The organism is Azospirillum sp. TSO5, from assembly GCF_003116065.1.
GTDB lineage: Bacteria > Pseudomonadota > Alphaproteobacteria > Azospirillales > Azospirillaceae > Azospirillum.
In genome coordinates, this window is the sequence record NZ_LGQY01000158.1 from 1 (window position 1) to 26,165 (window position 26,165).

Genomic DNA, 26,165 nt, shown 5'->3' on the forward strand with positions numbered 1-26,165 from the left:
GCCGCCGGATCCGTGACCGCCACGACCGAAACCGCGGCGGCGGCCGCCACGCCGGGCGCGCCGCAGCGCCGCCGGGCGCGGGCCGATTCGCGCCGCCGGCAAGCCGCCAGCGGCATCGCCGCCGCCGCCACCGAACTGGCGAGCGGCGTGACCCAGGCGGCCTCGGCGGCCGAGGAACTGCGCCGGGCGATGGAGCAGATCGCCGCCGGGGCGGAGGAATCGGCCAGCGCCACCCAGCAGTCCCAGCGCATGATCGGCCGCGCGTCGGAGCTTCTGACCCGGTCGCGCAGCACGGCGGAGCAGGCGGTGCTGCGGGTCGAGGCGCTGCAGGCGACGCTGAAGGACGTCAGCGGCCAGATCCTGTCTTCCATCGACGGCATCGTCCGTGCCGCCGAACGGCAGGAGGCCTCGGTGCGGCTGGTCCGCGACCTGGAATCCCGGGCGCAGGAGATCGGCACCATCGTCCAGAGCGTCGCCGCCATCGCCGACCAGACCAACCTGCTGGCGCTGAACGCCGCCATCGAGGCGGCGCGGGCGGGAGAGGCCGGCAAGGGCTTCGCCGTCGTCGCCGACGAGGTGCAGGCGCTGGCCGAACGGTCGGAGCGCAGCGCCAACGATATCCAGGGGATGGTCGCGGAAATCCAGGAGGCGGTGGCCTCCATCGCCGCCGGCATCGTCGCCTCGGCCGACGCCGCCAAGGCGGAGGTGGAGCGCGGGCGCATGATCGTCCAGCAGCTGGAAGGCGTGCGGTCGGACATGTCGACCATCGTCCAGGGCGCGCAGGAGACGATCCGCGCCGCCGTGGAGGCAGATCAGGCGGCGCGCGAGGCCCTGCGCGGGGCGGAGACCATCGCCGCCAGCGCCGAGGAGCAGTCCGCCGCCGCGGAGGAGGCGCTGAGGACCGCAGGCGAGCAGGCCCTTGCCCTGACCCAGAGCCAGCGCGCCGCCGGTCAGCTGTCCGAGTTGGCCGAGGATCTGGAGGGAACAGCCGACCTCGCCGCCACCGCCGACGAACTGGCGTCGGCCGCCGAGGAGCTGTCGGCAGCCATCGAGGAGATCAACCGCGGCGCCGCCCAGATCATGACCGCCATCGGCCAGATCTCCGGCGGGGCGCAGGCGCAGAGCGCCGCCACCCACCAGCTGGCCTCGGCGATCGCGGAAATCGACGCCGCCGCGACGCTGGCCGCGGGCCGGTCGGGCGAGTCGGTCGATCGCTGCACCTCGATGGAAGGGCTGCTGGGCGAAACCCGCGACACCATCGGGAAGCTGGCCGACGGCATGCTGGAGGCGGTCGACTCCTCCCGCCGGGCCGGTGAGCGGCTGGACGCGCTGGAGCGGATCGGCCGGCGCATCGACAAGGTGGTGGACGCCATCGCCACCGTCGCCATCCAGACCGGCATGTTGGCGGTCAGCGGCTCCATCGAAGCGGCGCGGGCGGGGGAGTTCGGCCGCGGCTTCACCGTGGTCAGCGGCGACATCCGCAAGCTGGCCGGCGACAGCGCGGAGAGTGCTGAGCGGGTGAAGGACATCGTCCGCGACATCCAGGACCAGATGCTGCGGGTGCGCCGCGACGTGGATGAGGTCTCTACGACGGCGGTGACGGAGATCGCGCGCCACCGCGCCTTCGGCGTCACCCTGACCGCCGGCACGCAGGAGCTGCGGGTGGTCACCGCCGGCGGCCGCGAGATCCTGGACGCCGCCAACGAGACCACCGCCGCCCTGCGCGAAACCCGCGTCGGCGTGGAACAGGTGGCCGCCGCCGCCGCCGCCGCGAACCTCGCCGGCTCCGAAGCGGCCAAGGCCGCGCGCGAACAGGCGAAGGGGGCCGAGGAGCTGGCGTCGGCGATCGAGGAGATCGCGGCGATGGCCGACAGCCTGCTGGGCGCGGTTTGACCGCCGTGGCTCAGGACGTGGCCCTGGGCGTGGCGGACGGCGCTCTCGCCTTCGTCACGGTGGCGGTCGGCGACCTGCGCCTCGCCCTGCCGCTGGTGGCGGTCCGCGCGGTGATCCGGCTGCCGGAACTGGTGCGCATTCCGCTGGGTCCGCCCAGCCTCGACGGGCTGGCGCAATGGCATGGCGAAGCGGTGCCGGTGCTCGATCTCGCCAAGGCACTGGGTCGGGGGGACGGTGCCGTGGCCACGCGGGAGACGCGCGTGGTGCTGGTCGGGCATCGCGGCCAGCCGGTGGGTCTGCGGGTGGACGCAATGGCCGGCATCCTGCGCAGCGATCCCGACCGCATCGATCCGGTGACGCAGGAGGAGGGCGGGCTCGACCCCGCCATGCTGGACGGCGTGGTGCGCGACGGCCCGGTCACCATCCTGAAGCTGGACGCGCTGATCGACCGCCAGTTCGGCGACCGGACGGAGGCGGAGAGGACCGACCGGGGAAGCGGTGGGTTCGGACGTGCGGCGGCGGGCGAGGCCGGGACCGGGAAAGCGGCTGCCGGACCCGACCGTCAGGCTCTGCTGGTCTTCGAGGTCGCCGGGCAGGAATTCGCCCTGCCGGTGGATCGGGTGCGCGAGGTTCTGCCGGCTCCGCGCGAGGTCGCCCGCATGGCGCGGGCCAAGGCGCATCTGCTGGGCGTGATGGCGGTGCGCGACCGGCTGCTGCCGCTGGTGGGGTTGCGCGCCCTGTTCGGGCTGGAGGACGCCGGCGGACAGGGGGCCGGGCGCCGCGTCGTCGTCGTGCGGTCGGGGGCCGGGGAAGCGCCGGTCGGCGTGCTGGTGGACGAGGTGCGCGAGATCCTGCGGCTCGATCCCGCGCTGATCGACCCGGTACCGCCGCTGCTGGCCCGCGAGCCCGAGTTCGAGGATCTGGACGGCATCGCCCGCGCGGATGGCGGGCGGCGACTGGTGTCGGTGCTGTCGGCGGAGCGGCTGTTCCGCCATGGCGCGGCAATCGGCGCGGAAGCGGGCGGAGAGGGAAACGGGATGGAACCGGCGCAGCCTGCGGAAGGAAGCGGAAACATGGAACGCTTCGTCGTCTTCCGCCTCGCCGGGGCGGAATACGGCTTGCCGGTCTCCGCCGTGCGCGAGGTGCTGCGCCGGCCCGACAGCATCACGCCGTTGCCCAACGCGCCCGACTTCGTCGCCGGCGTGCTGACCCTGCGCGGCGAGGTTCTGCCGCTGATCGACCAGCGCCGGCTGCTAAACCTGCCGGCCGCTGCGGCCAGTCTCTCCGCCGGGCTTGAGCGCGGGCGGGTGGTGGTGGTCGGGCGCGACGGGCTGCTGGTCGGGCTGCTGGTCGATGGGCTGTCCGGTCTGCTGACGGTCCCGGCGGAGCGGATCGGTCCGGCACCGGCGGTGTCGGCGGCGCAGCGCCGGCTGATCCGCCGGGTCGCCACGCTGGATGCGGCCAGGGATGTGGCTGGCGGCACCCGCCTGATCCTGCTGATGGATGCGGACAGCCTGCTCGACATGGACCGGCTGGCCGACCTGCTCGTTACCCCACAGTGAAGACGCGATGGGGGACGGCGTGCTGACGGTGCTGGTGGTGGACGATTCCGCGTTGATGCGCCGGCGCATCGCGGATCTGCTGAGCGAGGCCGGATTCCGGGTGGAGACCGCCGCGACGGGGGAGGAGGCCCTGGCGCGCCTGCCGGTCGTCGATCCGGACGTGGTGACGCTCGACGTCACCATGCCCGGCATGGACGGGCTGACCTGCCTTGCCCGCATCATGGTGGAGCATCCCAAGCCGGTCGTCATGGTCTCCGCCCTCACCGGCGCGGGGGCGGAGGAGACGCTGGAGGCGCTTCGGCTGGGCGCGGTGGAGGCGGTGCAGAAGCCGGCCGCCGGCTCCATCGGCCGCATCGGCGAGGAGCTGGTGGAGACGGTGCGCGCCGCCGCGTCCTCCCGCCCGCGCCGCGTCCGCGGACTGCGCGAACGGCTGCGGTTGGCCCGCGCCCGCATCGCCGGGGAGGATTTCGTCGCACCGGAGGGGCTGACGCCTGCGGTGCCGCCCACGGTGGCGTCGCCTGCGGTCACGGCGGCAGCGGCGGTCGGCGAGGGCGAGGGGGTGGTGCTGGTCGGCGTGTCCACCGGCGGACCCAGCACGCTGGAGGACATCCTGCCCCTGCTGCCGGCCGGCTTCCCCTGGCCGGTGGTGGTGGCACAGCATATGCCGGCCGCCTTCACCGCGACGCTGGCGCGCCGGCTGGACGAGCTGTGCGCGCTGAGGGTGGTGGAGGTGGAGCGGGCGACGGTGCTGGCGCCGGGCATGGTCTGCATCGCCCGCGGCAGTGCCGACGTCGAATTGGCGCGGCGCGGCGGACGGCTGCAGGCGGTCTGCGTGCCGCCCTCGCCCGACCGGCCCTGGCATCCCAATGCCGACCGGCTGGTGTCCAGCGCCCTGCGGCTGCTGCCCGCCGACCGGCTGGTGGGGGTTCTGCTGACCGGCATGGGCAATGACGGGGCGGCGGCGATGGCCGAACTCCACGCCCGCGGCGGTCGCACCATCGCGGAGTCGGAGGACAGCGCCGTTGTCTTCGGCATGCCGCAGGACCTGATCCGGCGCGGCGGCGCCGGCGTCGTGCTGCCGTCGGGCCGGATCGCCGGCCAGCTCACCCGCTGGCTGATGCCCGCCGGCCGGCGCGCCGGGATCGATTGAGGAGTGACGCCATGGGACTGGTGAAGAAGAAGGCCGCTCCGGAACCGGCACCGGCCGCGACAGTTGCCCGGCCAGACCCGTTGACCTCGCTTGAGGATGCCGACGCCGCCGTCCGTCGCGATGCCGCGCATGCGCTGGGCCATGCGGCGCTGCCGGGCGCGGAGGCGGCACTCGCCCGCCGGCTTCAGGCAGAGGGGGATGCCGGCGTGCGCGAGGCCATCCTGACCGCGCTCGCCCGCATCGCCACGCCGGAGGCGGCGGCGGCGCTGGTGCCCTTCCTCGACCGCGAGGATGCGGCATTGCGCAACGCGGCGCTGGAAAGCCTGCAGCAGATGCCGGCGGAGGTCGCCGCCCCGGCGCTGCTGCCGCTGCTCGACCATGCCGACGCCGACCTGCGCATCTTCGCGGTGCAGGGGTTGGGCAGCCTCGCCCATTCCGGCCGCGCCGACTGGCTGACAAGGGTGATGGAGCGCGACGCCGACGTGAATGTCTGCCTCGCCGCGGTGGAGGCGCTGGCCGAGGCCGGAAGTCCCGAAGCGCTGTCCAGCCTGGAGACGCTGGCCCGCCGCTTCCCCGACGACGCCTTCGTCGCCTTCGCCGTCGACGCCGCCCGGTCCAGCTTCCAGGGACGGTGAACGGAGTGACCGACGCTGAGCCGGAAGGCCTGTCCCAGGAGGATTATGCGACGCTCTGCGGATTCCTGCGGGACCGCACCGGCCTGTCCTTCACCGAGGCCAAGCGCTATTTCGTCGACCGCCGCGTCGCCGCCCGCATGCAGGCGGTCGGCGCGACGGGGCTGCGCGCCTATATGAATTTGCTGCGCTTCCAGGCATCGGGGGAGGAGCTTCAGCGGCTCGTCAACCTGATGACGGTGAACGAGACCTATTTCTTCCGCGAGAAGTACCAGCTCGACTGTCTGGTGAACTCCGTCCTGGACGAGCTGGTGCGCGGACGGCCGAAGGGGTCGCGGCTGCGCATCTGGTCGGCCGGCTGCGCCACCGGGGAGGAGCCCTATTCCATCGCCATCATGCTGCTGGAAAACTGGGGCCGGGTGGACGATTACGAGATCGAGCTGCTGGCGTCCGACATCGACAGCGCGGTTCTGGAACGCGCGCGCGAGGGCATCTATGACGAGCGCGCGCTGCAGGGGCTGCCGGCCCATCTGCGCGCCAAGTATTTCCAGCCCGTGCGGGGCGCGGCGGATGCCGGCGGGCCACGCTGGCAGATCGTCGAGGATCTGCGGGAATCCGTCGATTTCTCTCTGGTCAACATCGCCGACCCGCAGCAGGTGCGGGCCTTTCGCGGGATCGACGTGATCTTTTGCCGCAACCTGCTGATCTACTTCGACGATCTGGGCCGACGGGAGGCGGCGAGCATGTTCCACGATGCCCTTGCGCCGGGCGGCTTCGTCTGCCTCGGCCATTCGGAAAGCATGAGCCGCATGTCCTCGCTGTTCATCCCGCGCCGCTTCCCCGACGCCATCCTCTACCAGAAGCCGGCGGACGGGGGTGCGGCATGAGCGGAACCAACACTTGCGGGCCGCGTGTTCTGGTGGTGGACGACGCCGTGACCGTGCGCGCCTTCAGCCGCCGCGTGCTGGAGGCCGACGGCTTCGTGGTTGACGAGGCGGTGAACGGCATCGAAGGGCTGGAGCGGGCGATGGCCGCGCCGCCGGATCTGGTGATCGTCGACGTCAACATGCGCAAGATGGACGGCTACACCATGCTGCGCGTCCTGCGCCGCGATCCGAGCCTGCGCGACGTGCCCGCCATCATGATCAGCACCGAATCGAAGGACAGCGACCGCGAGCAGGCCCTGCTGGCCGGCGCCAACTGGTACATCGTCAAGCCGCCACGGCCGGAGGTGCTGGTGGAGGCGGCCCGGCTGCTGACCGGGCGGCCTCCCGACAGGGAGGATGCGCCATGAGCGATCTGTTCGATCAGTTCGTCGTCGAGGCGCAGGAGTTGCTGGAAACCGCCGGCGCCGCCCTGCTGGCGCTGGAGCGCGACCCGGCCGACCGCGCGTCGGTGGACGAGCTGTTCCGCGCCTTCCACACGCTGAAGGGGTCGAGCGCGCTGTTCGACATGGCACCCTTCACCCTGCTGGTCCATGCCGGGGAAGACACGCTGTCACTGCTGCGCGACGGCCGCCGCGCCATGACGCCCGATCTCGCCGACTTGCTGTTCCGCGCGCTCGACCAGTGCGCCCGCTGGGTGGCGGCTTTGGAGGAAACCGGCACGCTGCCCGCCGACGCTGCGAAGGCGGCGGAGACGCTGGCTCGCGGACTGGCGGGGGGAGAGACGACGGCCGGTGCTGCGGCAGGCAGCGGTGAGGCGGACGCTTTCCCCTGGGCGGCGGCGCTGACGGCGGAGGAGCGCGCTGCCGTGGGCGAGGGCGCGCTGACCGCCATCGACTACAGGCCCGATCCGGAGTGCTTCTTCACCGGCGACGACCCACTGGCGCTGTTCCGTCGGGTGCCCGACCTCCGGCTGCTGCGGATCGAGCCGGCGGAGCCGCTGCCGCCCTTGGCCCAGATGGACCCCTACCGCTGCATCCTGCGCTTCCGCGCCCTGAGCGGCGCCGGGGTGGAGGCGGTGACGCCGGCCTTCCGCAGCGTGCCCGATCAGGTGCGGATCGGCAGCGTTATGCTGGCACCCGCTGCTGTAGCTCTTGCCGCTGCGCCGCCGGATTCACTGGCGGCGGCGATGCTGGAGGAGCAGGCGCGCATCCTCGACCTTCCCGGCAACGCCGCCGAACGAGACTCCCGCCGCGCCGCGGTGGCGCGGTCGGTCGCCGCGATCCTGACGGCGCTGGGGCAGCCGACGGAGCGTGCCGCCGTGGAGGCCGCCTGTGCCGACGCTCGCACGCTGCGCCGGTTTCTGGTCGATGGACCTGCGGAAAAGCCCGCAGTGACCGAGCCGCAGCCCGCCACCGCTCCCGTCACCCGCCGCGCCCTGCGGGTGGAGCCGGAACGGATGGACGCGCTGATGGCGCTGGTCGGCGAGCTGTCGGTGGTGAAGGGACAACTGGGGCCGCTGGTCCGCCGCGCCGGCGACGGCGAGATGGCCCGCGACCTGAAGAGCTTTTCCGCCCGGCTGGACGGTCTGGTCGGCGACCTGCGCCATGCGGCGCTGCGGCTCCGGCTGCTGCCGCTGGCGCGCGTGTTCGATCCGCTGCCCCGGCTGGTGCGCGACACCGCCCGCCGGCTGGACAAGACGGTCGAGCTGGTGCTGGAAGGCGCGGAGACGGAGGCCGACAAGGACATCCTCGACATGCTGAGCGAGCCGCTGCTGCATCTGGTGCGCAACGCGCTGGATCACGGCATCGAGACGCCGGAGCGTCGGGCCGCTACGGCCAAGCCGCCGGCCGGCACGTTGCGGGTCCGCGCCTTTCAGGACAAGGGCGGCGTGGTGGTGGAGGTGTCGGACGACGGCGCCGGCATCGACCCGGCGGCGATGCGCCGCGCCGCCGTCGCCAAGGGACTGCTTGAGCCGAACGCCGCCGCGGCGCTGAGCGACGCCGACGCGGTGCGGCTGGTCTTCGCCCCCGGTTTCAGCACCGCCGGCAGCGTGTCCGACCTGTCCGGCCGCGGGGTTGGCATGGATGCGGTGCGGGCGGCGGTGGAACGGGCCGGCGGCCGGGTGGAGATCGCGTCCACCCCCGGCAGCGGCACGCGGGTGCGGCTGGCGCTGCCCTTGACGCTCAGCATCACCCGCGTCGTGGTGGTGGAGGCGGCGGGATCGCTCTACGGCATCCCGGTGGCGCTGGTCGGCGGCGTCCAGCGGGTGCCGCGGGCCGAGATCCGCTCGGTGAAGCGGGCGGAAAGCGTCGTGCTGCGCGACCGGGTGGTGCCGCTGGTCCGCCTGCGCCGCCTGTTGGCCCAGCCCGACGACGAACAGGTGCGCGAGACGGTTTGCGTGGTGCTGGCCGAACTGGGCGACGGGCCGGTCGCGGTGGCGGTGGACGATGTCGGCGAGCGGGCCGACGTGGTGCTGCGCCCGATGACCGGGGTTTTGCGGGGCTTGCGCGGCTATGCCGGCACGGCGGTGCTGGGCGACGGCCGGCTGATCCTGGTGCTCGATTTGCGGGAGCTGTTGTGATGCCGATCCGCTATGACGCCGACCTTGCCCGTTTCGAGGCAGCCTGCACGGTGGAGGACGCCCTGCCGCTCGCCGAATGGCTGGAGGCGACCGCCGCGCCGCGGGTGGACCTGTCCGCCTGCACGGAGCTGCACACGGCGCTGCTGCAGTTGCTGATGGCGGCCAAGCCGATGGTGGCCGCCGGGCCGGAGGATGCGTTTCTGGCGCGCGTCATCCCTCTCCCTCCCACCGGTCCCTGAACACCAGATCCTCCAGCGGCAGGCGCTTGCGCCAGCCTTTGGTTTCCAGTTCCGGCGTCGACTCGAAATGGGTGACGTGGCCGAGGCAGAGATAGGCGATCGGCACGATCCGTTCCGGGATGCCGAGCGCATTCTTCAACGCCTCCTCGTGCAGGATGCTGACCCAGCCGACCCCCAGCCCTTCCGCCCTTGCGGCCAGCCACAAATTCTGCACGGCGCAGACGCAGCTGTAGAGGTCCATCGCCGGCATGTGGGTGCGGCCCAGCACCACCGGGCCGGAGCGCTCGCGGTCGCAGGTGATGCACAAATTCACCGGCGCCTCGCGGATGCCCTCCAGCTTCAGGCGGCTGTAGAGGCTGCGGCGTTCGCCCTCGAACATCGCAGCCGCTTCTTCAGTGGCGCGGGCGAAGTCGGCGTGGATGCGCGACTTCACGGTCGGATCGGTGATGACGATGAAGTTCCACGGCTGCATGAAGCCGACCGACGGCGCGTGATGGGCGGCCAGCAGGACACGGTTCAGCACGTCGTCCGGCACCGGGTCGGGCCGGAACTGCCCGCGCACGTCGCGGCGGGAGAAGATCGCCTTGTACAGCGCGTCGCGCTCCGCCGGGGTGAAATCCTCCTCCTCCATCGTCACCCCCGCGCGATCAGGTGGACGAAAGACCCCAGCGCCAGTCCGCGCCGGCTGCCCAGTGGCCCAAGGTCGCCGCCATCCGCCGCCGCCGCATGCAGCAGCGGTGCGTCGTCACCGCGCGACAGCGTCGAGGCATAGTGGAACTCGTGCCCCATCAGCGGAGTTCCTGCCGCACCCAACGGTCCGTCGGCCAGCAGGGACGCCCGGCGATAGCCCAGATGCAGCCGCCGCTTGGCGAAGGAGGTGCGCACCCCCAGCAGCCCGGTCATCGGGTGGGTGACGCCGTCGGCATCCTCCAGCGTCTCCCCCATCACCATGTAGCCGCCGCATTCGCCAAAGACCGGCACCCGCTCCGCCGCCGCACGCAGGCCGTCGCGGAAGATGTGGTTGGCGGCGAGGCGGCCGGCATGCAACTCCGGATAGCCGCCGGGCAGATAGACGGCGTCCGCATCCTCCGGCGGCGCCTCGTCCGCCAGGGGGGAGAAAAAGCGCAGCTCCGCGCCCGAAGCCTGCCAGCCGGCGGTCAGGTGCGGATAGACGAAGGTGAAGGCGGCGTCCCGCGCGATGGCGATCCGCTGGCCCAACGGCGGCAGGGCGGGGGCATCGCTTCCGCGCCCGGCCCGTGACGGCTTGGCCAGCGCGACGACGCGGTCGAGATCGACATGCTCGGCGACGAAGCGGCCGAGTGCGGCCAGCCGGTCGGCCAGCCCCTCCGTCTCGTCGGCCTGGACGAGGCCGAGATGACGCTCGGGCAGGCTGAGGTCCGGGGCACGGGGCAGGGCGCCCAGCAGGGGGATGCCCAGCGCCTCGATGGCGTTGCCGGCCAGCGCAGTGTGGCGGGGGCTGCCGACATTGTTCAGCACGACGCCGCCGATGGTCACGTCGTCCCGGTAGGTGGCGAAGCCCTTGACCAGGGCTGCGGCCGACTGCGACTGGCCCTTGGCGTTGACCACCAGCAGGACCGGCCAGCCGGTGCGTGCCGCGACCTCCCCCGTCGATCCGGTGCCGGTGGCGCCGACCCCGGCGACGCCATCGAACAGGCCCATCAGCGCTTCGCAGACCAGCAGATCGGCGCCCTCGGCGGCACGGGCGGCCAGCCCGTCCAGCAGGTCAGGTCCCATCGCCCAGGTGTCGAGGTTCACGCTCGGCCGGCCGGTGGCGGCGCGGTGGAAGGCCGGGTCGATATAGTCCGGCCCCGACTTCACCGCCCCAACCGCGACGCCGCGGGCGCGCAGCGCCGCCAGCAGACCCAGCGTCAGCGTCGTCTTGCCGGTGCCCGACGCCGGGGCGGCGATGATCAGGCCATTAGCCATTTTGCAGCGCCGTTTGGGTGGGAAGCCATTCCAGCGCCGGGCGCAGCCGCACCACCTCGCCGATCACGATGATGGCCGGTGGCTCCAGATCGCTGGCCGCCAGATCGGCGACGCAGCTGCCGAGGGATGTGACGAGGCTTTTCTGGTTGACGGTCGTCGCCTCCGTCACCACGCCGACGGGGGTGTCGGCGGACAGGCCGCCGGCCATCAACTCCGCCGCGATGGTCGGCAGCGCCTTCCAACCCATATAGAGGATCAGCGGCGCCTTGGTGGCGGCCAGCGCCCGCCAATCCGGCCCGCCGCCCAGCGAATGGCCGGTCGCCAGGATCACGGCTTGGTTGGTGTCGCGGTGGGTCGCCGGGATGCCGGCATAGGCCGGGCCGGCAATGCCGGAGGTGATGCCCGGCACGATGCGGAAGGGGATGCCCTCCGCCGCCAATGCCTGCGCCTCCTCGCCGCCGCGGCCGAAGACGAAGGGATCGCCGCCCTTCAGGCGCAAGACGCGGTGCCCCTCCTTGGCCAGTTCGATCAGGCGGTTGGTGATGTCGTCCTGATGGGCGGAGGGGCGGCCGCCGCGCTTTCCGGCGAACTCCAGCCTTGCCGACGGGCTGGCGAGCGCCATGATCCGTTCGCCGACCAGCGCATCATGGACGATGACGTCGGCTTGCCTTAGACCTTGCAGGGCCAGCAGGGTGAGCAGGCCGGGGTCGCCGGGGCCGGACCCGGCCAGCCAGACGCTGCCGGGGACAAAGGGGACCAGGACGCTTTCGGGAATGGACGACTCAAACGACATGAACGCGGACTCGGGGCTGGAAAGCGGAAAGACGGATGGCGGGGCCGAGGGCGGACCCAAGGGCGAAGACGGCATGCCGGAGCATGCTACACCCTTGCGCCGGGGCTGGACGACGGGAACCTGCGCCACCGCCGCGGCGCGGGCCGCGGCAGAGGCTCTGTTCGGCGGGGAGTTCCCCGATCCGGTGACCGTGACCCTGCCCGGCGGCCAGACTCCGGCCTTCGCCCTGGCGGTGACGGAGCGGGGGGAGGGGGCGGACGGCTCCCCGGGCGGACCCTGGACCATGGCCGGCGTGGTCAAGGATGCCGGCGACGATCCCGACGTGACCCATGGCGCGCTGGTGCGGGCGCGGGTGTGGCGCGGGGCGCCCGGCAGCGGCGTGACGTTCCGCGCCGGCGCCGGCGTCGGCACCGTGACCCTGCCCGGCCTGCCGCTGCCGGTCGGCGAGCCGGCGATCAACCCAGTGCCGCGCCGCATGATCGCGCAGGCGGTGGGGGAGGCGGCGGCCGACGCCGGCCAGCCGGCTGACGTGGTGGTCGAAGTCGGGGTGGATAATGGGGAGAAGCTCGCCAAGCGCACCATGAACGGGCGGCTCGGCATTCTCGGCGGGCTGTCGATCCTGGGGACGACTGGGATCGTCGTGCCCTATTCGTGCGCGGCCTGGATCGCGTCGATCCAGCGCGGCGTCGACGTGGCGCGTGCCGCCGGGCTGACCCATGTCGCGGCCTGCACCGGCGATCTGTCGGAAAAGGCGGTGGTCGCGCGCTATGGCCTGTGCGAACAGGCGCTGATCGACATGGGCGATTTCGTCGGCGGCACTCTGAAGTACCTGCGCCGACACCCCGTCCCGCGCCTGACCCTGTGCGGCGGCTTCGCCAAGTTCGGCAAGCTGGCCCGCGGCTTGATGGATCTGCACAGCAAGCGCAACAGTGTCGATTTCGACTGGCTGGCGGAACGGCTGGCGGACCTCGGTGCCGGGCCGGACCTGATCACGCAGGCGCGCGGTGCCAACACGGCGGCGCAGGTGCTGGGCATTGCCGATGCCGCCGGCCTGCGGCTGGCCGATCATGTGGCCGAGCTGGCCCGCCGCGCCGCGCAGGATGTGCTGGAGGATGCGCCGGTCGCCGTCGAGGTGCTGGTCACCGACCGCCAGGGGCGCATCGTGGGAGAGGCTCACTCTCCCGACTCCTGCCCCAGCCCCCGATAACGTCGCACATGGCTGCCGTCATAGAGGGCGCTGCAGCGGAACTCCTCATGGCCCAGCGCCGGGCCGACCAGGATCAGCGCGGTGCGCTCCATCGGTGAGGCCGCGACCTGCGCCGCGATGTCGGCCAGCGTACCGCGCAGAACCCGCTCGTCTGGCCATGTCGCGCGGTAGACCACCGCCGCCGGGCAGTCGGCACCGTAGAGCGGGGTCAGCCGCTCCACCACCCGGTCGATGACGTGGATCGACAGGTGGATCGCCAGCGTGGCGCCCGACGCTCCCAGCACCTCCAGCGTTTCATTGGCCGGCATGGCCGAGGCGCGCCCCTCGGTGCGGGTCAGGATCAGCGTCTGGCTGACCTCCGGCAGGGTCAGCTCCCGCCCCAGCGCGGCCGACGCGGCGGCGAAGGCCGGCACGCCGGGGGTGATGGTGTAGGGGATGTCCAACTCCCGCAGCGCGCGGGTCTGCTCGCCCAGCGCGCTGTAGACCGACAGGTCGCCGGAATGCAGCCGGGCCACGTCATGGCCGGCGGCGTGGGCGGCCTGGAACTCGGCGACGATCTCCTCCAGCGTCAGCGGGGCGGTGTCGATGATCCGCGCATCGGCGGGCGCGTGGGCGATGATCTCCTTCGGGACCAGCGAGCCGGCATAGAGGCAGACCGGGCAGCGTGCGATCAGGTCACGGCCGCGCAGGGTCAGCAGGTCGGGAGCGCCCGGTCCGGCACCGATGAAATGGACGGTCATGAACGGGTCTCCAATAGGGCGACGGCAGGCAAAGCGAGCGCCACGGTGGCGCGGGGGGTGGACCGGCGCGGCAGCAGCAGGCGCGAACCCGGCCCGGCGGCGGCCAGCGCCGCGGCCTCCGCGACCGAGGCCAGCCCGACGGCGGCCAGCACGGTGGCGGAGCGGGTGTGGACGCGGTCCTGCGCGGCCAGCATCGCATCCTCATCGATGAAGCGCAGCGGCAGGCCGAGCGCGCGGGCGGCCTCCGCCAATCCGGCCTCGTCGGCCTTCATCGCCGGGGCGGCCAAGGCCGCCAGCTGGCGCGCGGCATCGGGCAGGGCCGCTTCGTCGAAGGCGGCGGCGACCAAGTTAGTAATCTCCTCCCAGCCGCAGCCGCGGCGGCAGCCCATCCCGACGAAGACCGGGCCGAACAGCAGGGACTCCGACGTCAGGCGGTCCATGTGCCCTCCGCATACGGCTTTTCCGCCCGCCACAGCGTGACCGGCATGGCGGCGCGCCAGCCACGGAAGCCGCCGACCGCCGAGGCGCGCGCCACCGCGATCTGGGTCAGCTCGCCGCCCAGCCGCTTGTGCGCGTCGATCAGCACCGCCTCGCTCTCCAGCGTCACCGCATTGGCGGCGATCCGCCCGCCGGGAGGCAGGGCGTCCCAGCAGGCCGCCAGCACGCCGTCTGCGGTCAGCCCGCCGCCGATGAAGATGGCGTCCGGCCGCTCCAGCCCGTCCAGCGCCGCCGGGGCCTTGCCCCGCGCCAGTTGCAGGCCCGGAACGCCGAGGTTGGCGGCGTTGGCGAGGACGCGGGCGATGCGCTCCGGGTGGTGTTCGACGGCGATGGTGCGGTTGGCGGGGTCGCGCAGCATCCATTCGATGCCGACGGAGCTCGATCCGGCACCGACATCCCACAGCAGTTCGCCCCGGCGCGGCGCCAGGAAGGACAGGGTGACGGCGCGCACCTCGCGCTTGGTGATCTGGCCGTCATGCTCGAACCAGTCGTCGGGCAGGCCGGGGGTCAGCGGCAGAACACGGGCGCCGGGGGTGGCGACGCAGTCCAGCGCGATGGTGTTGAGGTTGGCGACCCGCTCTGCGCTCCAGGCATCGGCGGTGGCCTCCAGCCGGGCCTCGCGCGGGCCGCCCATCGCCTCCAGCACGGTCAGGCGCGAGGCGCCGAAACCACGGGCGCGCAGCAGGGCGGCGAGCTTCGCCGGAGTCGTTCCGTCCCAGGAAAGAAGCAGCAGCTTGGTGTTCGGTTGCAGATGCGGAACGACCTGCTCAAGCGGCCGGCCGTGAACGGTCAGGCAGCGGCAGTCCTGCAAGGCCCAGCCCAGCCGGGAGGCGGCGAGGCTGAAGGCGGAGGCAGCCGGAATCACCGTCGTTTCCGCAGCCGGAATGAGCCGCGACAGCGTGGCGCCCACCCCGTACCAGGAGGGATCGCCGCTCGCCAGCACACAGACCCGCTGGCCGCGCCGGGCGAGCAGGCCGGGGAAGGCATCGGTCATCGGCGACGGCCAGGGCAGCCGTTCCTGTCCGGCAACGACCGGCACGAGATCGAGGTGGCGGTTGCCGCCATAGAGGATGGCCGCGCTTTCCACCGCCGCGCGGGCGGCGGGCGACAAACCGTCCCAGCCATCCTCACCGATGCCGACGATGCTGAGCCAGCGGGCCGTTCCCATGCTATCCATGGCGCCGATCCTGACGGGTGGGGAGGGGGAGATGGTCAAGGCGCTGATGGTCAAAGCACTGATCCTGGGCGGCACGACGGAGGCGACGGCCTTGGCCAAGCGGCTGGCCGGCCATCCGCGCATCGACGCCCGCGTGTCGCTGGCCGGCCGGACGAAGAACCCGGTGCTGCCGCCGCTGCCGACCCGCATCGGCGGCTTCGGCGGGGTGGAGGGCTTGGCCAATTACCTGCACGCCGAGGGCATCGAGGCGGTGATCGACGCGACGCATCCCTTCGCGGACCAGATCTCCGCCAATGCCGCCGCGGCCTGCACGCGGGTCGGTGTGCCTCTGCGTGTGCTGACCCGGCCGGCCTGGGTGGCCGGGCCGGGCGACTGCTGGATCGGCGTGCCGGATATGGCGGCCGCGGTGCTGGCGCTGCGCGATCTGGGCGATAGCGTGTTCCTGACCATCGGCCGGCAGGAGGTCGCAGCCTTCGAAGCGATGCCGGACAAGCGCTACCTGATCCGTGCCGTCGATCCGCCGGAGCCGATGCCGGCCCTGCCGCGCATGAGTCTGATCCTCGACCGTGGGCCGTTCACCGTGGAAGGCGAACTGGCGCTGATGCGCGGGGAGCGGATTGAGGTGGTGGTGAGCAAGAACAGCGGCGGCCGGGCCACCGACGCGAAGCTGGAGGCCGCGCGCGCGCTGGGCCTGCCGGTGGTGATGGTGGAGCGGCCGGCCGGCAACGGCGTGGCGGAGCTGCACGACGTGGATGCTGCGGTGAGGTGGCTGGAGGGGGTGGGCTGAGGTTTTTGCCCCCTCGACCTTTGCCCCCTCCCTAACCCTCCCCCGCTTTGCGGGAGAGGGGACTGCCGCTGCTTCGCGATTGAATCCACGCCGCCAAGCGTCCTGCCCCCTCTCCCGCGAAGCGGGGGAGGGATGGGGAGGGGGCAACGCGGCCCGCACTGCCGTCACACCCATCCTCACCCCCGATAATGCCGGGGTGTGTAAACCCAGCGCCCGCCATCCGCCCGTGCCACGAACCGCGTGTGCGAGGCGCCGATGATGACCAGCGTGCGCATATCCGCCTGCTCCGCCCGCACCTCGCCAAGCGTGGTCACCGTCAATTCCTCATCATGGCGGCCGACGGCGCGGCCCAGCACGATGGGCGTCTCAGGCGCGCGGATGTCGCGCAGGGCGTCGAAGGCGGCGCCCAGCTGCCAGGGTCGGGCGCGGGAGATCGGGTTGTAAAGCGCGATGACGAAATCCGCCTCCGCCGCCAGACGCAGGCGCTTCAGCACCACCTCCCACGGCTTCAGATTGTCGGACAACGAAATGGCGCAGAAATCATGCCCCAGCGGCGCCCCGGCCCGCGCGGCTGCCGCCTGCATGGCCGAAACGCCGGGATCGACCGAGAGATGCACCGCATGCCACGCCTCTGGGGCGGCCGGATCGTCCAGCGCCTCGAAGATCGCGGCGGCCATGGCGAAGATGCCGGGATCGCCGCCCGACACCACCGCCACCCGCCGGCCCTGCGCCGCCAGATCCAGCGCGAAGCGGGCGCGATCCAGCTCCACCCGGTTGTCGGAGGCGTGGCGCACCTGATTTCCCGGCGGCACACGCTCGACATAGGGGAAATAGCCGACGAGGTCGGTCGCCTCGGCCAGATCGCGCCGCGCCTCCGGCGTCAGCCAATCTTCGGGGCCCGGCCCCAATCCCACCACTTTAAGCCAGCCGCTCATCCGCGCTTGCCCTCGCCAGGAATGACGATCTGGGAGAAGTAGGGGGCGGTGTCCGGCGCCTCCAGGAAGGGCATGAAGCGCTGTTCGTCCATGCTGGCGCGCTCCACGTACCACGCCCGCTCGGCCAGCCCGGCGGCGGCGATGGCGCGGCGGACCTTGGGCAGGTTCTGGCCCAGCTTCATCACCACGCAGGCATCGGCGGCGGTCAGGGCGCGGACCAGCGACTCCTCGTCCAGCGTGCCGGGGATCACCGACAGCACGTCGTCGCGCAGCATCAGCGGGCGCGGCAGCAGCGAAGCGCTGCAGACCATACTGGTGACGCCGGGGATCACCTCCGTCGCGAAACGGCCGGACAGCCGCAGGAACAGATGCATGAAGGAGCCGTAGAAGAACGGATCCCCCTCGTTCAGCGCGGCGACGGAGCGGCCGGCGGCAAGATGCTCCGCGATGCGCTCGGCTGACTCGTCGAAGAAGGCCTCGATCTGGCGGCCATAGTCCGGATGGGTCGGCGGCAGTTCCACCGTCACCGGATAGACCATCGGCAGCTCGATCTGGTCGGGCTTGATGGCCTGATCGGCGATGCGGCGGGCTTGGCCACGGGTGCCACGCTTGCAGAAATAGGCGACGACCGGGCAGGCGCCGATGGTGCGCACCGCCTTCAGCGTCATCAACTCCGGATCGCCGGGGCCGACGCCGACGCCGAACAGAGTGCCGGGGGTGGGGGAGGTCTCGCTGCTCATTCCACGTCGCTCGCCAAGGCGTTGACGGCGGCGGCGGCCATGGCGCTGCCGCCGCGCCGACCGCGGATCGCCAGATAAGGGACACCGAAGGGGTTCTCGGCCAACGCCTCCTTGCTTTCCATCGCGCCGACGAAGCCGACCGGGAAGCCCAGGATCGCCGCCGGCTTGGGCGCGCCGGCCGCCAGCAGTTCCAGCAGGTAGAACAGCGCGGTCGGCGCGTTGCCGATGGCGACCACCGATCCGCCCAGCCGGTCGCCCCACAGGTCCAGCGCTGCGGCCGAGCGGGTGTTGCCGATGGTTCTGGCCAGATCGGGCACGGCGGGATCGCGCAGGGTGCAGACCACCGCGTTATCGGCCGGCAGGCGGGCGCGGGTCACGCCATGGGCGACCATCTCGCTGTCGCAGAGGATCGGCGCGCCGGAGCGCAGGGCGGCACGGGCGGCGCCGCCGACATCGGCGGAGAACAGCAGATCCTGGGCCGCATCAACCATGCCGCAGGCGTGGATGACTCGCACCGCCACCGGCTTCAGGTCGTCCGGGATGGCGGACAGGTCGGCCTCCGCCCGGATGGTGGCGAAGGACTGGCGGTAGATGGCCGCTCCGTCGCGGATGTAGTCGTAGAGCGGCTCAGGCACCGGTGGACTCCTCGGTCAACAGATCCGCGACGCGGGCCACGGCGTCGGCGGGGGACAGGCCGGTGTGCCCCTGCATATGTCGGGACTCGTCACCGGGTTTGGCGTTCAGGGCGACGTCATACACGCCGTCGCGGGCGGTCAGGGTGACATCGGCGATGGCGGGATGGGCGCAGCCCTTGGCGCAGCCCGACACATGCACCATTCGGACATGGTCCAGCAAGGGGCCTGCGCGCTCGGCGATGGCAAGAGCCGTCGCATAGGTATCGGTGGTGCCGACATCGCAGCCGCCCGCCCCGCTGCAGGCGGTCAGCTTCAGCCGGCGGTCGGCGTGGGAGAGGATGGCGCCGTAGCCGTGGGCGACGGTTTCGGCGTCCGGGGAGGGAGCGACAAGGATCAGGGCGCGCCAGGGGGTGATCCGGATTTCGGCGCAGGCGGAGGCGAGGGCCGCGAGGGTGGCACAGGTGAGGCGGCCGAAGGGGAAGGCGACGACTTTCCCGGCAATGGATCCCTTCTCCCCCCCGGGGAGAAGGTTAGGATGAGGGGGTTCGGCAGAGCCGAAGACATCCATGAGATGCGTCCCCCTCACCTTGATCCTCTCCCCGGGGGGGAGAGGAGAAATCGAGGCGGAGAGGCGCTTTCCTATCCCTTCAGTGCCGATTGCCGCGACCAACCCCGCCATGCGGCGCGGCGGCTCCGGCAGCGAAGCGCGCAGGTTCAGGAAGGCGCAGCCCAGCGCCAACGCCACGTCCGCCACTTCCTCCACTTGGCAAAGCCCCAGCGGCGCGGCCTTCGCCAGCGTGCCGCCCAAGGATACCCGGAACCGTTCCGCGTCCACCGCGTCGAAGCGTACGTCCGTGCTGCTGTCCGCCAGATGGCCGATCCCGCCGCCACAGACCAGCCAGCCGAATTTCGGCGGTAGGCCGTGCAGAGCCGTGTCCTCCGCCAGCCGTGCGTCGAGCGTACGCACCACCGCCCGTACGTCCATCAGCGCCGCAGGGTCCAGCCCGGCAGTGGGGGAGCACAGCACATTGCGCACCGCCTCGCTCGCTGCATCGCTGGAGACGTAGCCCATCCCGCGCAGGGCCTCGGTCACCGGCTCCAGTCCGTCGTCGGCGATGCCGCGGAGCTGCAGGTTGCCGCGCTGGCTGAGGTCGATCAGACCGTTGCCGTAACGATCACCCAAATCCGCGATGCGGCGGGCATGCTCGGCGGGCAGCATGCCGGCGGGGACGCGGACGCGCAGCAGAAACCCGTCGCCGACCCGCATCGGCGCCAGCACGCCGGGGCAGGTGCCGCGGCGTCTGGGCTGGTTGGCGACAGGGTTGGTCATGCGGCGGTCTCCCGGAGGCGCCGCAGATCCTCCGCGGTGGAATTGCGGCGGGGATGCCACAGGCCGCGGTCCAGCGCCTCGCTCATGCGCGCCAGAATGTGCCGGGCGGCGGCAGGATTGGCATGCGACAGGAAGTCCCATACCTCCGCATCCTCGACGTACGCGTCATACAGCTGGTCGAAATGGGCAGGACGTACGGCATCGGTGGTGGCGGCGAAGGCGAACAGCGTGTCGACGCCGGCCGCCAGCTCCGCCGCCCCGCGATAGCCATGACGCATCATGCCCTGGATCCAGCGCGGGTTGGCGGCCCGGCCGCGCAGGGTGCGGGCGATCTCCTCCGCCAGCGTGCGGACGGCGAGCTTTTCCGGATCGGCGCTGTCGAGATGATAGAGCGCCGGTTCGGAGTCCTCCAGCGCGGCGGCGGCGGCGAAACCGCCCTCGAATTGCATGAAGCCGTCGGTGGACAGCACGTCATGCTCGCGTTGGTCCTGGTGGTGGACAAGCGCGTCGGCGCCACCGACCCGGCGGCGGAACAGGGCGGGCAGCGGCACGCCCTCCAGCCCGGCGCCATAGGCGTGGCAGCCGCCCTCCAGATAGGCGGCGCCGAAATCGGCCCGTGCCGTCCAGTCGCCGCGCGCGATCATGCCGGACAACGCCGTGCCGTAGATTCCGGGCGCGGCGCCGAAGATGCGGGCGGTGGCCCAGCGGCGGGCATCTTCCGCAGCGGTGCCGGATGCTGCGAGGCGCTGTTCCTCGGCCCGTGCGGTGGCGGCCAGCGGGTTGGTATCGTCAGGTTCATCCAGCCCGGCGACGGCGCGCACCGCCTGGTCGAACAGGGCGATCTGCTGCGGGAAGACGTCGCGGAACAGGCCGGAAATGCGCAGCGTCACATCCACCCGCGGCCGGCCGAGCACGCCGGCCGGCATGATCTCGTACCCCGTGACGCGGCCGGAGCCGTTCTCCCAGATCGGCCGGACGCCCAGCAGGGCCAGCGCCTGGGCCAGTTCGTCGCCGCCGGTGCGCATGGCCGGGGTACCCCAGCAATCCACCACCAGCCGGCGCGGCCAGTCGCCATGGTCCTGAAGATAGCGGGTGATCAGCGCGTCCGCCGCCTGCCAGCCGAGAGTCCAGGCGGTCGGTGTCGGCACCCCGCGCGGGTCGAGCGCATAGAGGTTGCGGCCGGTCGGCAGCGTGTCCGCCCGCCCGCGCGCCGGCGAGCCGCCGGGACCGGGGCAGACGAAACGCCCGTCCAGCCCGTCGAGCAGTGCCCGCATCTCGGCCTCGCCGCAGGCATCGATGGCGGTGGCGACGGCAAGCGGCTCGGCGGTGCGGGCGACGGCGGCGGTCAGGCGGTCGCGACGCTCGCCGGTCGGGCTTTGGCCGAAAACATGCAGGCCGTCGCGGATCTGCAGCTCCTTGATGTCGCAGAGATGAGCATCGAGCCGCGACAGGATGGCGTCGGGATCGTCGTCGGGGCGCAGATTGCAGTCGGCGGCGACACCGGATTTCCAGGCGAGGTCGAGGATCGTCTCGCGCAGCATGCCCAGCCGCCGCGGATCCAGCCCGGTCGCCTGCGAATATTCATCGATAGCGGTTTCCAGCGCGGCGAGGTCGCCATACAGGCCGGATTCGACGGGCGGCGGGGTCAGGTGGCCGATCAGAACGGCGCCCAGGCGGCGGCGAGCCTGCACGCCCTCGCCGGGATTGTTGACGATGAAGGGATAGAGGGTCGGCAGGGCGCCGCCGACGATCTCCGGCCAGCAATCGACCGACAGTGCCACCGCCTTGCCCGGCAGCCATTCCAGCGTGCCGTGGGCGCCGACCTGCACCAGGGCATGGATGCCGACGACACGGCGCAGCCACAGATGGAAGGCGAAATAGCCGTGGCTGGGGGGCGTATCGGGATCGTGGTGCTGGGCGGTGGTCAGGGCACCGTGGCCGCGGCTGGGCTGCACCGCCACCACGGCGTTGCCGCAGGGCAGGACGCGGAAGGCGAAGGCGCCGTCGCGGCAGGCGGGATCGGCGGCGGGTTCGCCCCAAGTCTCGGCGATGCGGGCACGCAACTCCGGCGGGGCGAGGCGCTCGTACTCGGCCAGCGACAGGGTCGAGGTGGGCGTGGCGGTGAGGGTTGCCATCAACTCCGCGCCGCTGTCTGGAATCGCGGACAGGCCATAGCCCTCGGCGGACAGGTGGTGGAGCATCGCCACGGTGCTGGCCGGACTGTCGAGGCCCACCGCATGGCCGATGCCGCCGCCAGGACCGGGATAGTCGGACAGCACCAGCGCCAAGCGGCGCTCCGCCCGCGGGGTGCGGGACAGGCGGACCCAGCTTGCCGCGAGGTCGGCGGTGAAGGCCACCCGGTCAGGGATCGGGCGCAGGGCGGGAGCGGCGAATTGCAGGTCGGGATCGGGATCCCCCGCCGTCTTGAAGGCGATGGCGCGGGCGATGATGCGGCCGTCCATCTCCGGCAGCACGACGTTCATGGCAAGATCGGACGGCCCCAGCCCGCGCGTGGAGGCCTGCCAGCCGGCTTCCGGCGTGGTGGAGAGGATGGCTTGCAGGACCGGGTTACCGTTGGCCTCCAGGGGCGAGCCGTCGTCGCGCGCTGCGGAGAAGGCGGTGGTGTTGACGACCACGGCGGCGTTCTGGGCGGTCAGGCTGGCGCGCATCCAGGCGGCGCAGTCCGGCTCTTTCAGGCTGGCGACGAACAGCGGGCGGGGGCTGAGGCCGCGCTCGGCCAAGGCCTCGCACAGCGCATGGACCGGGGCGAGGTCGCCAGCCAGCAGGTGGGAACGGTAGAAGACCACCGCGGCCACGGGGGCGTTGGCGGGGGCTGCGCCGGTCCAGCCGTCATAGGCGCCGAAGCGCGGGACCGGGGCGGGGTCGTCATGGGGCAGGGGCTTGCCGGCCAGCGTCGCGGCGTAGGCCAGCAGATTGGCCATGTTGGCCGGACCGCCCTCGGTGAAGTAGCGCCACAGGCGGTCGGCGGATTCAGGCGGTACGGTGCCGTAGGCGGTGAGGTTCGGGTCGGGCTGCGCCTCGCCGGGCAGAACGGCCAGCGGGATGTTGCGCTCGCGGCAGAGGGCGGCGAGGCGGTCGAGGCCGTAGCGCCAATAGCCGCTGCCGCCGAGCAGGCGCAGGACCACCAGTTTCGCCTTGGCAACGATGGTGTCGGCGTAGAGATCGACCGACAGGGGATGGCCGAGCCGGTTGAGGTTGGCGAGGCGGAGGCTGGGCAGCCGCTCGCGTGCCGAGCGCCACGCGGTGGCGAGCGCGGTCAGGTCGCTGTCGGAAAAGGACAGCATGACGAGGTCGGCCGGCGTCTGCCCCAGATCTTCCGCCTGGGGGCCGGCGTCCAGTTCGTCCTGGCGGGCGGCGAGCAGGTGCATGGTTTGACATCCAGGGGCGTTGGCCCCCTCCCTCCCACGGCTACGCCGCGGGTCCCTCCCTCCCCCGCTCTCAGCGGACCTTCGGTCCGCCTGTCGCGTCAGCACAAAGCGGAGCTTTGTGCGAGAGCTTCGCGGGAGAGGGGAAGATTTGCTAAGCGGCGGGAGTTCCCTCTCCCACCGTAGGTGGGGGAGGGTTAGGGAGGGGGCAAACGCCGCGATACCCTAACCCTTACCCAACAACCGCCCTAATCACCGCATCGCGGTCCAGCCCGGTCTCGCCGATCACCACCAGACGGCTGCGGCGCTCCTCGCCGGGCTTCCACAGGCGGTCATAGTGGGTCTGGATGCGGGTGCCGACGCCCTGGACCAGCAGGCGCATCGGCTTGCCGGGCACGTCGATGAAGCCCTTCAGGCGCAAAACACCATGGAGGCCGGCGACCTGTTCCAGCGTCATCGCCAGACGGGCGGGGTCGGGCTGCGACGGCAGTTCCACCACGAAGCTGGTGAAGTCGTCGTGGTCGTGACCCTCTTCGTCGTCATGGTGGCTGGGACGGTTGGCGAGGTCGTCCTCCACCGCCGCACCGACGCCGAGCAGGACCAGCGGATCGACGGCGCCCTGCGACGCGCGGACCAGCTTGGCGTCGCGGCCGACCGTGTGGTTGAGGGCGCCGCGGATCAGTTCCTCGACACGCGCGAGGTCGCCGGCGGCGACCAGATCGGTCTTGTTGACGACGATCAGGTCGGCGCAGAGCAGTTGGTCCTCGAACACCTCTTCGATCGGTGTCTCGTGATCGACGGTGCCGGCGGCGTCGCGCTGGGCCTCCAGCGCCGCGGGATCGGGAGCGAAACGGCCCTCCGCCGCGGCGGCCGCGTCGACCACGGCGATGACGCCGTCGACCGTGACCCGCGTCTTGATCGCTGGCCAGTGGAAGGCCTGGACCAGCGGCTTCGGCAGGGCGAGGCCGCTGGTTTCGATCACGATGTGCTCGGGCGGTTCCGGCCGGGCCAGCAACTTCTCGATGGCCGGAACGAAGTCGTCGGCGACGGTGCAGCACAGGCAGCCGTTCGCCAGCTCGATCACGTCGTCTTCGGTGCAGGTCGGGTTGCCGCAGGCGCGCAGGATGTCGCCGTCGATGCCGACATCGCCGAACTCGTTGATGATCAGCGCCAGCCGGCGACCCTCGGCCTTCTCCAGCAGGCCACGGATCAGCGTGGTCTTGCCGGCGCCGAGGAAGCCGGTGATGACGGTCGCCGGGACTTTTCCGGCGGCCGTTTTCGCAAGTGCGGACATGGGATTGTTTCCTTAACGCGCGCCGGGTTGGATCCGCAGGGCCGGGCGGGACTCGGTCTCGCGGACCAGACCGCTCATCAGCCAGCCGCAGGTGGCACCTAGGATCGCCCAGAACAGGGCGGCCCCGCCGAGAGAGGCGGTGACGAAGCGGGCGGCCAGTTCCGGCGGAACCGCACCTTCGGCGCTTTCCGGATGGGGGGCGCCGATCAGATGGGGCAGGGCGGCAGCCAGGATGGCGGCGGCGATGACCAGACGGTTGCGGGCGAAGGCGAGCGCGGCCATGCCGACGCCGGCCCCGGCGGCGGCGGACAGCCACCAGAGCTGGCGCAGTTCAAGCTCTGCCCCGGCCATGCCCGGCAGTTCCGGTGCCAAGCCGAAGGAGGGCGCCAGCGAGACGGCGACGAAGCCGCCCATGCCCCACACCAGCCCGCGCCGCGCATCGACCGGCCGGCCGGCCAGCAGGATCGCGGCACCCAGCAGCAGCGCATAGGCGACGCCGGTCAGCAGGTTGGCGACGATGGTCAGGCCGATGCGCTGCATCGCCTCGTCCAGCGTGGTCGGCACGCCTTCGCCGATCTCGCGCACGGGGCCGTGCTGGTGCGTCGGCGCAGGCGCGCCGGCAGGCGCCGCCGAGGTTGCGGGAGGTGGGGTGACCACCTCATACTTTTCGGCTTCGAGGATCAGCGGGACGGTCGTCGCTTGCTGAACGACGGACGCGGCCGTGCCGGAGAGCACGCCCGCGACCAGGGCGGCTGTGAACAGCCGCCGGATCAGATCCATGACCCGCTGCTTAGTGGCAGGGGAACGCGAAGGAGTGACGGGCATCGTGGGCCGCGTCGTGGATCTGCTGCGGCTGGGCGAAGCCGACGCCGTACAGCAGGAAGCTGCCGAGCAGGATCGCGGCAAAGGCGGCGACCGCGGTCTGGGCGGCGCTGCGGGTCGCGGAGCCGGCGGCGGTATCAATCGAACGGGTGGTCATCGAAGACATCCTTGCTCTCCCGCCACACCCGGCGGGGTTGGGAAAGGTTTGGTACGTCCGTCGGCAGGTTTCCTGGCTCGCGGGTCGCCGCATCGCCGTCCGCCTTCCCGGCCCTTTGAAGGCCAGTGGCATGATGGACGGGATGCTCGCCGTTTACAGTTGCGGGGGCAGCCGCGGCATTGGCGCTTCCAAAGAAGCTCCGCACCGCATTCCCTATTATCCCCGCCGCCCGTCAGGACGGGCAGGGCACCGTCGGACGGTCACCATCGCAGTGCCGCGTGCGTTTGGCAAGCCCACAATAAGGCGTCTGCTGCACAGACGGTCTTGCATGCCGACATTTTGGATGCTGTCATGTTTGGTGGACAGAGTGTCCGGAAATCCGACACTTTCCGGTGCTAAGGTGAGCCAGTGGATGGAGGGTGCTGCAGCAAAACCGGCGGAGAAACAACGGGGCCGACGGCCCGACCGAAGCGAACCCGGCCGTGGCACGCTTTGTGCGTACAACAATCGGTGAAACGTCCCGCCGCATGGCGGCCCCGGCATGCGTTGTCGGAAATAAGCCCTGGGCTTGGAGCCCGGACATAAGGACGAATGGGAGGAGAATTCGCGACCGATGAACGCCGCACCGAACGACGACATCATCCTGGAAGCGCGCAACCTGACGAAGGAGTTCAAGGGGTTCGTGGCGGTGAAGGAGGTGAACCTGCAGGTTCGCCGCGGCACCATCCACGCGCTGATCGGCCCGAACGGCGCCGGCAAGAGCACGGTGTTCA

The 26,165-nt window shown here is 71.7% G+C and carries 25 protein-coding genes and 1 riboswitch; of the genes, 11 read left to right on the top strand and 14 right to left on the bottom strand.

What is annotated here, in order from left to right:
* The 8 genes from TSO5_RS30600 to TSO5_RS30635 all read left to right on the top strand — a co-directional run.
* Positions 1-1,893, top strand: a 1,893-nt coding sequence (locus tag TSO5_RS30600; RefSeq protein ID WP_247871050.1) for a methyl-accepting chemotaxis protein, incomplete at its 5' end; no start/stop codon positions are given.
* Positions 1,894-1,898: 5 nt separating this feature from the next.
* Positions 1,899-3,455, top strand: a complete 1,557-nt coding sequence (locus TSO5_RS30605) for a chemotaxis protein CheW (RefSeq protein WP_247871051.1) — start codon at positions 1,899-1,901, stop codon at positions 3,453-3,455.
* A 19-nt stretch (positions 3,456-3,474) separates the two neighbouring features.
* Positions 3,475-4,605 carry a chemotaxis-specific protein-glutamate methyltransferase CheB gene (gene cheB, locus TSO5_RS30610; protein WP_199231068.1) on the top strand — a complete coding sequence of 377 codons (1,131 nt, stop codon included), beginning with the start codon at positions 3,475-3,477 and terminating at the stop codon, positions 4,603-4,605.
* A gap of 11 nt (positions 4,606-4,616) precedes the next feature.
* Entirely contained in the window at positions 4,617-5,240 is a 624-nt protein-coding gene (locus TSO5_RS30615) for a HEAT repeat domain-containing protein (protein WP_109155140.1), read from the top strand.
* Positions 5,241-5,245: 5 nt separating this feature from the next.
* On the top strand, positions 5,246-6,124 hold the full coding sequence (locus TSO5_RS30620) for a protein-glutamate O-methyltransferase CheR (protein WP_109155141.1): 879 nt from the start codon (positions 5,246-5,248) through the stop codon (positions 6,122-6,124).
* Complete coding sequence (locus TSO5_RS30625) at positions 6,121-6,531, top strand: response regulator (protein ID WP_109155142.1); 411 nt, start codon at positions 6,121-6,123, stop codon at positions 6,529-6,531. The genes TSO5_RS30620 and TSO5_RS30625 overlap by 4 nt, the downstream gene beginning before the upstream one ends.
* Positions 6,528-8,705 (top strand): chemotaxis protein CheA, encoded by a 2,178-nt coding sequence (locus tag TSO5_RS30630; protein ID WP_109155143.1) that lies wholly within the window; start codon positions 6,528-6,530, stop codon positions 8,703-8,705. The genes TSO5_RS30625 and TSO5_RS30630 overlap by 4 nt, the downstream gene beginning before the upstream one ends.
* A complete protein-coding gene (locus TSO5_RS30635) occupies positions 8,705-8,944 on the top strand; it encodes a hypothetical protein (RefSeq protein WP_109155144.1) in 240 nt (79 codons plus the stop codon). Before TSO5_RS30630 ends, TSO5_RS30635 begins: the two co-directional genes overlap by 1 nt.
* On the opposite strand, the gene bluB is transcribed toward TSO5_RS30635, so the two are convergent.
* From bluB to cobA, 3 genes are read right to left on the bottom strand one after another with little or no spacing between them, the layout of a single operon-like run.
* Complete coding sequence (bluB, locus tag TSO5_RS30640) at positions 8,916-9,575, bottom strand: 5,6-dimethylbenzimidazole synthase (RefSeq protein ID WP_109155145.1); 660 nt, start codon at positions 9,573-9,575, stop codon at positions 8,916-8,918. The genes TSO5_RS30635 and bluB overlap by 29 nt on opposite strands.
* Positions 9,576-9,577: 2 nt before the next feature.
* Positions 9,578-10,891 carry a cobyrinate a,c-diamide synthase gene (locus TSO5_RS30645; protein WP_109155146.1) on the bottom strand — a complete coding sequence of 438 codons (1,314 nt, stop codon included), beginning with the start codon at positions 10,889-10,891 and terminating at the stop codon, positions 9,578-9,580.
* Positions 10,884-11,684, bottom strand: a complete 801-nt coding sequence (cobA, locus tag TSO5_RS30650) for a uroporphyrinogen-III C-methyltransferase (RefSeq protein ID WP_109155147.1) — start codon at positions 11,682-11,684, stop codon at positions 10,884-10,886. The genes TSO5_RS30645 and cobA overlap by 8 nt, the downstream gene beginning before the upstream one ends.
* A gap of 73 nt (positions 11,685-11,757) precedes the next feature.
* Between cobA and TSO5_RS30655 the strand changes: the two genes are divergently transcribed.
* The gene (locus tag TSO5_RS30655; RefSeq protein WP_109155159.1) at positions 11,758-12,891 is read left to right on the top strand and encodes a cobalt-precorrin-5B (C(1))-methyltransferase; all 1,134 of its coding nucleotides are present in this window, start codon (positions 11,758-11,760) and stop codon (positions 12,889-12,891) included.
* On the opposite strand, the gene cobM is transcribed toward TSO5_RS30655, so the two are convergent.
* The 3 genes from cobM to cbiE are packed head-to-tail and all read right to left on the bottom strand — an operon-like array spanning position 12,858 to position 15,297.
* Positions 12,858-13,631: a precorrin-4 C(11)-methyltransferase gene (gene cobM / locus TSO5_RS30660; protein ID WP_109155148.1), complete on the bottom strand. Its 774-nt coding sequence runs from the start codon at positions 13,629-13,631 to the stop codon at positions 12,858-12,860. The two genes, TSO5_RS30655 and cobM, sit on opposite strands and share 34 nt — an antisense overlap.
* Complete coding sequence (locus tag TSO5_RS30665) at positions 13,628-14,071, bottom strand: cobalamin biosynthesis protein (protein ID WP_109155149.1); 444 nt, start codon at positions 14,069-14,071, stop codon at positions 13,628-13,630. The genes cobM and TSO5_RS30665 overlap by 4 nt, the downstream gene beginning before the upstream one ends.
* Positions 14,059-15,297 (bottom strand): precorrin-6y C5,15-methyltransferase (decarboxylating) subunit CbiE, encoded by a 1,239-nt coding sequence (gene cbiE / locus TSO5_RS30670; protein ID WP_109155150.1) that lies wholly within the window; start codon positions 15,295-15,297, stop codon positions 14,059-14,061. Before cbiE ends, TSO5_RS30665 begins: the two co-directional genes overlap by 13 nt.
* On the opposite strand from cbiE, the gene TSO5_RS30675 reads away from it, so the two are divergent.
* The gene (locus TSO5_RS30675; protein WP_247871052.1) at positions 15,296-16,093 is read left to right on the top strand and encodes a cobalt-precorrin-6A reductase; all 798 of its coding nucleotides are present in this window, start codon (positions 15,296-15,298) and stop codon (positions 16,091-16,093) included. The genes cbiE and TSO5_RS30675 overlap by 2 nt on opposite strands.
* A 176-nt stretch (positions 16,094-16,269) precedes the next feature.
* Here the strand turns inward: TSO5_RS30675 and cobJ are convergent, their stop codons facing one another.
* The 8 genes from cobJ to TSO5_RS30715 all read right to left on the bottom strand — a co-directional run bounded on the left by cobJ (position 16,270) and on the right by TSO5_RS30715 (position 25,392).
* The gene (gene cobJ / locus TSO5_RS30680; RefSeq protein ID WP_109155151.1) at positions 16,270-17,028 is read right to left on the bottom strand and encodes a precorrin-3B C(17)-methyltransferase; all 759 of its coding nucleotides are present in this window, start codon (positions 17,026-17,028) and stop codon (positions 16,270-16,272) included.
* A complete protein-coding gene (locus tag TSO5_RS30685) occupies positions 17,025-17,768 on the bottom strand; it encodes a precorrin-2 C(20)-methyltransferase (protein ID WP_109155152.1) in 744 nt (247 codons plus the stop codon). Before TSO5_RS30685 ends, cobJ begins: the two co-directional genes overlap by 4 nt.
* Positions 17,765-18,403: a precorrin-8X methylmutase gene (locus tag TSO5_RS30690; protein WP_109155153.1), complete on the bottom strand. Its 639-nt coding sequence runs from the start codon at positions 18,401-18,403 to the stop codon at positions 17,765-17,767. The genes TSO5_RS30685 and TSO5_RS30690 overlap by 4 nt, the downstream gene beginning before the upstream one ends.
* Entirely contained in the window at positions 18,396-19,733 is a 1,338-nt protein-coding gene (gene cobG, locus TSO5_RS30695) for a precorrin-3B synthase (protein WP_109155154.1), read from the bottom strand. The genes TSO5_RS30690 and cobG overlap by 8 nt, the downstream gene beginning before the upstream one ends.
* A complete protein-coding gene (gene cobN / locus TSO5_RS30700) occupies positions 19,730-23,122 on the bottom strand; it encodes a cobaltochelatase subunit CobN (RefSeq protein ID WP_109155155.1) in 3,393 nt (1,130 codons plus the stop codon). The genes cobG and cobN overlap by 4 nt, the downstream gene beginning before the upstream one ends.
* Before the next feature lie 229 nt (positions 23,123-23,351).
* The gene (gene cobW, locus TSO5_RS30705) at positions 23,352-24,413 is read right to left on the bottom strand and encodes a cobalamin biosynthesis protein CobW (RefSeq protein WP_109155156.1); all 1,062 of its coding nucleotides are present in this window, start codon (positions 24,411-24,413) and stop codon (positions 23,352-23,354) included.
* Positions 24,414-24,425: 12 nt separating this feature from the next.
* Complete coding sequence (locus TSO5_RS30710) at positions 24,426-25,193, bottom strand: CbtA family protein (protein ID WP_109155157.1); 768 nt, start codon at positions 25,191-25,193, stop codon at positions 24,426-24,428.
* A 10-nt stretch (positions 25,194-25,203) separates the two neighbouring features.
* On the bottom strand, positions 25,204-25,392 hold the full coding sequence (locus tag TSO5_RS30715; protein ID WP_109155161.1) for a CbtB domain-containing protein: 189 nt from the start codon (positions 25,390-25,392) through the stop codon (positions 25,204-25,206).
* 44 nt (positions 25,393-25,436) lie between these two features.
* Positions 25,437-25,661: riboswitch (cobalamin riboswitch) on the bottom strand.
* A 344-nt stretch (positions 25,662-26,005) separates the two neighbouring features.
* Between TSO5_RS30715 and TSO5_RS30720 the strand changes: the two genes are divergently transcribed.
* Positions 26,006-26,165, top strand: a 160-nt coding sequence (locus TSO5_RS30720; protein ID WP_146203874.1) for an ATP-binding cassette domain-containing protein, incomplete at its 3' end; no start/stop codon positions are given.

Bases quoted from the DNA above. Each gene is read 5' to 3' on its own strand.
- TSO5_RS30655 (WP_109155159.1), top strand. From the start codon at position 11,758: ATGCCGGAGCATGCTACACCCTTGCGCCGGGGCTGGACGACGGGAACC.
- TSO5_RS30625 (WP_109155142.1), top strand. From the start codon at position 6,121: ATGAGCGGAACCAACACTTGCGGGCCGCGTGTTCTGGTGGTGGACGAC.
- TSO5_RS30665 (WP_109155149.1), bottom strand. From the start codon at position 14,071: ATGGACCGCCTGACGTCGGAGTCCCTGCTGTTCGGCCCGGTCTTCGTC.
- cobA (WP_109155147.1), bottom strand. From the start codon at position 11,684: ATGTCGTTTGAGTCGTCCATTCCCGAAAGCGTCCTGGTCCCCTTTGTC.
- TSO5_RS30630 (WP_109155143.1), top strand. From the start codon at position 6,528: ATGAGCGATCTGTTCGATCAGTTCGTCGTCGAGGCGCAGGAGTTGCTG.
- TSO5_RS30675 (WP_247871052.1), top strand. From the start codon at position 15,296: ATGCTATCCATGGCGCCGATCCTGACGGGTGGGGAGGGGGAGATGGTC.
- cobJ (WP_109155151.1), bottom strand. From the start codon at position 17,028: ATGAGCGGCTGGCTTAAAGTGGTGGGATTGGGGCCGGGCCCCGAAGAT.
- cobM (WP_109155148.1), bottom strand. From the start codon at position 13,631: ATGACCGTCCATTTCATCGGTGCCGGACCGGGCGCTCCCGACCTGCTG.
- cobG (WP_109155154.1), bottom strand. From the start codon at position 19,733: ATGACCAACCCTGTCGCCAACCAGCCCAGACGCCGCGGCACCTGCCCC.
- cbiE (WP_109155150.1), bottom strand. From the start codon at position 15,297: ATGGGAACGGCCCGCTGGCTCAGCATCGTCGGCATCGGTGAGGATGGC.
- TSO5_RS30685 (WP_109155152.1), bottom strand. From the start codon at position 17,768: ATGAGCAGCGAGACCTCCCCCACCCCCGGCACTCTGTTCGGCGTCGGC.
- bluB (WP_109155145.1), bottom strand. From the start codon at position 9,575: ATGGAGGAGGAGGATTTCACCCCGGCGGAGCGCGACGCGCTGTACAAG.
- TSO5_RS30645 (WP_109155146.1), bottom strand. From the start codon at position 10,891: ATGGCTAATGGCCTGATCATCGCCGCCCCGGCGTCGGGCACCGGCAAG.
- cobN (WP_109155155.1), bottom strand. From the start codon at position 23,122: ATGCACCTGCTCGCCGCCCGCCAGGACGAACTGGACGCCGGCCCCCAG.
- TSO5_RS30715 (WP_109155161.1), bottom strand. From the start codon at position 25,392: ATGACCACCCGTTCGATTGATACCGCCGCCGGCTCCGCGACCCGCAGC.
- TSO5_RS30635 (WP_109155144.1), top strand. From the start codon at position 8,705: ATGCCGATCCGCTATGACGCCGACCTTGCCCGTTTCGAGGCAGCCTGC.
- TSO5_RS30615 (WP_109155140.1), top strand. From the start codon at position 4,617: ATGGGACTGGTGAAGAAGAAGGCCGCTCCGGAACCGGCACCGGCCGCG.
- TSO5_RS30710 (WP_109155157.1), bottom strand. From the start codon at position 25,193: ATGGATCTGATCCGGCGGCTGTTCACAGCCGCCCTGGTCGCGGGCGTG.
- cobW (WP_109155156.1), bottom strand. From the start codon at position 24,413: ATGTCCGCACTTGCGAAAACGGCCGCCGGAAAAGTCCCGGCGACCGTC.